Source organism: Mesorhizobium sp. M7A.F.Ca.ET.027.03.2.1 (assembly GCF_003999175.1).
Lineage (GTDB): Bacteria > Pseudomonadota > Alphaproteobacteria > Rhizobiales > Rhizobiaceae > Mesorhizobium.
This window is the reverse complement of record NZ_RZOM01000415.1, coordinates 1-4902: the sequence shown is the minus strand read 5'-3', so window position 1 is coordinate 4902 and position 4902 is coordinate 1. Positions and strand designations below refer to the sequence as shown.

The following is a 4902-nucleotide window of genomic DNA, read 5'->3' as shown; positions in this document are numbered from 1 at the left end:
ATCCCGAATACGGCGTGGCCATGGTCAACGAACTGGCTGCGCCGGTCGACCGGCCGATCAGCTTTCGCATCACCTCCGCATCGGTGATGAACTCCTTCTACATTCCAGCACTGGCCGGCCAGATCTATGCAATGCCGGGTATGGAAACCAGGCTACACGCCGTCATAAACAAGTCCGGCGACTATGAAGGGTTCTCCGCCAACTACAGCGGCGCCGGCTTCTCGGGAATGCGCTTCGCGTTCCACGGCCTGGACGATGCCGGTTTCCAGGCATGGATCGCGAAGGCAAAGGACGGCGGCGGCAAGCTCGACCGAAACGGCTATCTGGAACTCGAACAGCCCAGCGAGAACCAACCCGTGCGCCACTATGCGGCGGTGGATGCCGATCTCTACAAGGCGATCCTCAACCTGTGCGTCGAGCCCGGCAAGATGTGCATGAGCGAGATGTCGCAGATCGATGCCAAGGGCGGTCTGGGAATGGCCGGCATCCGCAACACCCTGCCGCTGCTGTATGACAAGTTCGCCCGGCGCGGCACGATATTCGGCCCTGCCCCATCCTATGTCGCCAGTATATGCACGACCGAAGAAGCACTGGCGGCTTCGAAGGCCGATCAATCCGCCACGCCGATGATCTCGACGCCGATAGTCGGCGCCGGTCTGCAACGGCCACTGCCCCTGTCGATCCGACTGCCGTCACCTTCCGCAACCGGCACGCTTCGGTCGCCCTTCAACTCCTAAGGCGCCACGCAAGACATGTTCGACAATCCTGCTTTTCTCAAGGCGATCTTCGGCCGGCTTACGCTCGAGTCGCTGCCGCTGCACGAACCCATCGTGGTCGCGACCTTCATGGTCGTCGCGCTGGGCGGCGTGGCACTCGTCGGCGCGCTGACCTATTTCAAGCTCTGGGGCTATCTGTGGCGCGAATGGTTCACCAGCGTCGACCACAAGCGCATCGGCGTGATGTACATGGTGCTCGGCATCGTCATGCTGCTGCGCGGCTTCAGCGACGCCATCATGATGCGGCTCCAGCAGGCGATGGCCTTCGGCGGTTCGGAAGGCTATCTCAATTCGCATCACTACGACCAGATCTTCACCGCGCACGGCGTGATCATGATCTTCTTCGTGGCGATGCCGCTGGTGACGGGCCTGATGAATTTCGTCGTCCCGCTGCAGATCGGCGCGCGCGACGTGTCGTTTCCGTTCCTCAACAATTTCAGCTTCTGGATGACGGTCGGCGGCGCGGTCATCGTCATGATGTCGCTGTTCGTCGGCGAATTCGCGCGCACCGGCTGGCTTGCCTATCCGCCGCTGTCGGGCATCGGCTACAGTCCCGACGTCGGTGTCGATTATTATATCTGGGCCCTGCAGGTGGCGGGCGTCGGCACGCTGCTGTCGGGCGTGAACCTGGTCTGCACCATCGTCAAGATGCGCGCGCCTGGCATGACCATGATGAGAATGCCGATCTTCACCTGGACCGCGCTTTGCACCAATGTGCTCATCGTCGCCGCCTTCCCGGTGCTGACGGCGGTGCTGGCCCTGCTGGCTCTCGACCGCTATGTCGGCACCAACTTCTTCACGAACGACTTCGGCGGCAATCCGATGATGTACGTGAACCTGATCTGGATCTGGGGCCACCCCGAGGTCTACATCCTGATCCTGCCGGCCTTCGGCATATTTTCCGAAGTGACCTCGGCCTTCTGCGGCAAGCGGCTCTTCGGCTACACGTCGATGGTCTACGCGACAGTCGTCATCACCATCCTGTCCTACCTGGTCTGGCTGCATCACTTCTTCACCATGGGATCGGGAGCGAGCGTCAACTCGTTCTTCGGCATCACAACGATGATCATTTCGATCCCGACAGGCGCCAAGATATTCAACTGGCTGTTCACCATGTACCGCGGCCGCATCCGCTTCGAACTGCCTATGATGTGGACGGTCGCCTTCATGCTGACCTTCACTGTCGGCGGCATGACCGGCGTGCTGCTCGCGGTTCCGCCGGCCGACTTCGTGCTCCACAACAGCCTGTTCCTGGTCGCGCATTTCCACAACGTCATCATCGGCGGCGTGCTGTTCGGCCTGTTTGCCGGCATCAGCTACTGGTTCCCCAAGGCATTCGGCTTCCGGCTTGATCCGTTCTGGGGAAAGATGTCGTTCTGGTTCTGGGTGGTCGGCTTCTGGTTCGCCTTCATGCCGCTCTACATCCTCGGCTTGATGGGCGTAACGCGCCGGCTGCGCACCTTTGAGGATCCCTCGCTGCAGATCTGGTTCATTATCGCCGCCTTCGGCGCCTTCCTGATCCTGCTTGGGATCCTGTCCTTCCTCATCCAGATCTTCGTCAGCGTGCGCCGGCGCGAGCAGCTTCGCGACGATACCGGCGATCCGTGGGACGGGCGCACCCTCGAATGGGCAACCTCGTCGCCGCCCCCGGCCTACAATTTCGCCTTCACGCCCGTCGTCCACGATCTCGACGCCTGGGCGGACATGAAGAATCGCGGCTACCAGCGTCCGTTGACGAGCTTCCGCGACATCCACATGCCGCGCAACACCGGAGCCGGCGTCGTCCTGGCCGGGTTGAGCGTGGTGCTTGCCATGGCGCTCATCTGGTACATCTGGTGGCTGGCGATCGTCAGCTTCGTCGCCCTGATCGGCTACGCCATCGCGCATACCTTCAACTACGACCGGGACTTCCACATTCCGTCCAGTGACGTCACCCGCGTCGAGGACGAGCGGACACGCCTGCTCGCAGCCACCAGCCAGGCGGGATAAGCACCATGGCACACGCCGACACGGTGATCGACGACACGGTCTTCCACCTGGAAGACGACCACGGCCATGCCGAGAGCGGCAGCAGCACCATGCTCGGCTTCTGGATCTACCTGATGAGCGACTGCCTCATCTTCGCGATGCTGTTCGCGGTCTACGGCGTGCTCGGTGGCAATTACGCGGCCGGACCCGCGCCGAAGGATCTGTTCGATCTTCCGCTGGTCGCGCTCAACACCACCATGCTGCTCCTGTCCTCCATCACCTACGGCTTCGCGATGCTGGAGATGGCGAAGGGACGGGTGAAGCCCATGCAGGTGTGGCTGGTGATCACTGGCCTGTTCGGCCTCGCCTTTCTCTGCATCGAACTCTACGAATTCGCCCATTTCATCCACGAGGGGGCGACGCCGCAGCGCAGCGGCTTCCTGTCGTCGTTCTTCACGCTGGTCGGAACGCACGGCCTGCACGTCACCTTCGGCCTGGTCTGGCTGGTGGTGCTGATGGTGCAGGTCTCCAGGCACGGGCTGATCGCCGCGAACCAGCGGCGCCTGATGTGCCTGAGCATGTTCTGGCACTTCCTCGACGTCATCTGGATCGGCGTCTTCACCTTCGTTTATCTGATGGGAATGTTGCGATGAGCGTCGGCCACCACACAGACACCAGCGACCAGAGCCACGCGCGTCACGGCCTCGATCACGGCTCGCTGCGCGGCTATCTGACAGGCTTCGGCCTGTCCGTCGTGCTGACCGCCATTCCCTTCTGGCTGGTCATGACCAACCCACTCGGCAATCAGATGGCTTCGGCGATTGCCATCATGGCCTTCGCCGTCGTGCAAATCATCGTCCACATGGTGTTCTTTCTGCATATGAACACCAGGTCGGAGAGCGGCTGGACCATGATGGCCCTGATCTTCACCCTCATCCTGGTGGTGATCGCGCTGACGGGCTCGCTCTGGGTCATGTACCATCTGAACGCCAACATGATGCCCGGCCATGACATGAGTCAGATACCCTGAGAGAGGGACCTGGCTTTGGATGAACAGGCGCGGACGACACCGCATTCGAATACAGGCGACGGCCAAAGGGTTATGCGTTCACCATGGACGCTGTTGGTGCTTTGCCTTTGCGGTGCCATCGGCGTCGCAGGGTTCTCGGCGCTCGGTATCTGGCAGCTGGAGCGCCGCGTCTGGAAGCTCGACCTGATCGAGCGTGTCGACCAGCGTCTCAAGGCCGTACCTGTGGCCGCCCCGGCGCCTTCGGCCTGGCCAGAGATCAACGCCAGGGATGATGAGTATCGCCAGCTTGCCGTCACGGGCCGGTTTCTCGGTGATCGCGAGACCCTGGTCCAGGCGGTCACCGATCGCGGCGGTGGTTTCTGGGTAATGGCGCCGTTCCGAGCGGATGATGGCTTCACGATTCTGGTGAACAGGGGCTTCGTGCCGACGGACAAGCGCGATCCGGCAACCCGCCTCGCAGGCAAGCCCTCGGGCGATCACACCGGAATTCGCGGCCTGCTGCGCCTGACCGAACCGAAAGGCGGCTTCCTGCGTAACAACGATCCGGCCGCCAACCGCTGGTATTCGCGCGATGTGCAGGCGATCGCCTCGACGCAAGGCCTCGGGCAGGTCGCTCCTTATTTCATCGATGCCGATGCCACGCCCAATCCGGGAGGGTGGCCGGTCGGCGGCCTGACGGTCGTTTCGTTCCACAACAACCATCTGGTCTATGCCCTGACATGGTTCGGGCTGGCCTTGATGGTGCTGGGCGCGATCGCCTATCCGTTGCGGCAGGCTGGGAAACACGGCGGGGGCTGACCGCTGGCCGAGGCAAAGCTGAAAGGAGCAGGCAGGGCAGGCTTCCCGGCACCCCGTCTCAGGCTGGAGCACCTAGCTAAAACCGCTGGCGAAACACGACCGATTTGCGTATCACTCCGCCGCCATTGGAGCCCTAGCGATGTTTGAAGCCCTGCAGCCCGCCCCCGCCGACAAGATCCTCGCCCTGATCGGCCTTTATCGAGCCGATCCGCGTCCAGACAAGGTCGATCTCGGTGTCGGCGTCTACAAGGATCGCGACGGCAAGACGCCGGTCATGCGCGCCGTGCGCGAAGCGGAAAAGCGCCTGCTGCAGGGTCAGGACACCAAGAC

The 4902-nt window shown here is 62.3% G+C and carries 5 protein-coding genes and 1 pseudogene; all 6 read left to right on the top strand.

From position 1 onward, the window contains the following. Positions 1 to 737: ubiquinol oxidase subunit II (locus EN750_RS18470; protein WP_189526297.1), on the top strand; the 737-nt coding region annotated here is incomplete at its 5' end. Between the two features lie 15 nt (positions 738 to 752). Beyond that, complete coding sequence (cyoB, locus tag EN750_RS18465; protein WP_127397269.1) at positions 753 to 2765, top strand: cytochrome o ubiquinol oxidase subunit I; 2013 nt, start codon at positions 753 to 755, stop codon at positions 2763 to 2765. A 5-nt stretch (positions 2766 to 2770) separates the two neighbouring features. Beyond that, positions 2771 to 3397 (top strand): cytochrome o ubiquinol oxidase subunit III, encoded by a 627-nt coding sequence (cyoC, locus tag EN750_RS18460; protein WP_127397268.1) that lies wholly within the window; start codon positions 2771 to 2773, stop codon positions 3395 to 3397. After that, positions 3394 to 3774, top strand: coding sequence for a cytochrome o ubiquinol oxidase subunit IV (cyoD, locus tag EN750_RS18455; RefSeq protein WP_127397267.1), 381 nt, complete (start codon positions 3394 to 3396; stop codon positions 3772 to 3774). Before cyoC ends, cyoD begins: the two co-directional genes overlap by 4 nt. A 72-nt stretch (positions 3775 to 3846) precedes the next feature. Continuing rightward, the gene (locus EN750_RS18450) at positions 3847 to 4572 is read left to right on the top strand and encodes an SURF1 family protein (protein WP_189526295.1); all 726 of its coding nucleotides are present in this window, start codon (positions 3847 to 3849) and stop codon (positions 4570 to 4572) included. A 139-nt stretch (positions 4573 to 4711) separates the two neighbouring features. After that, a pseudogene (locus EN750_RS18445) lies at positions 4712 to 4902 on the top strand (aromatic amino acid aminotransferase); the annotation flags it as partial.

What these genes read in the sequence shown, in the direction of transcription:
- cyoD (WP_127397267.1), top strand. Translation starts at nt 3,394, where the DNA reads ATGAGCGTCGGCCACCACACAGACACCAGCGACCAGAGCCACGCGCGT.
- cyoB (WP_127397269.1), top strand. Translation starts at nt 753, where the DNA reads ATGTTCGACAATCCTGCTTTTCTCAAGGCGATCTTCGGCCGGCTTACG.
- cyoC (WP_127397268.1), top strand. Translation starts at nt 2,771, where the DNA reads ATGGCACACGCCGACACGGTGATCGACGACACGGTCTTCCACCTGGAA.
- EN750_RS18450 (WP_189526295.1), top strand. Translation starts at nt 3,847, where the DNA reads ATGCGTTCACCATGGACGCTGTTGGTGCTTTGCCTTTGCGGTGCCATC.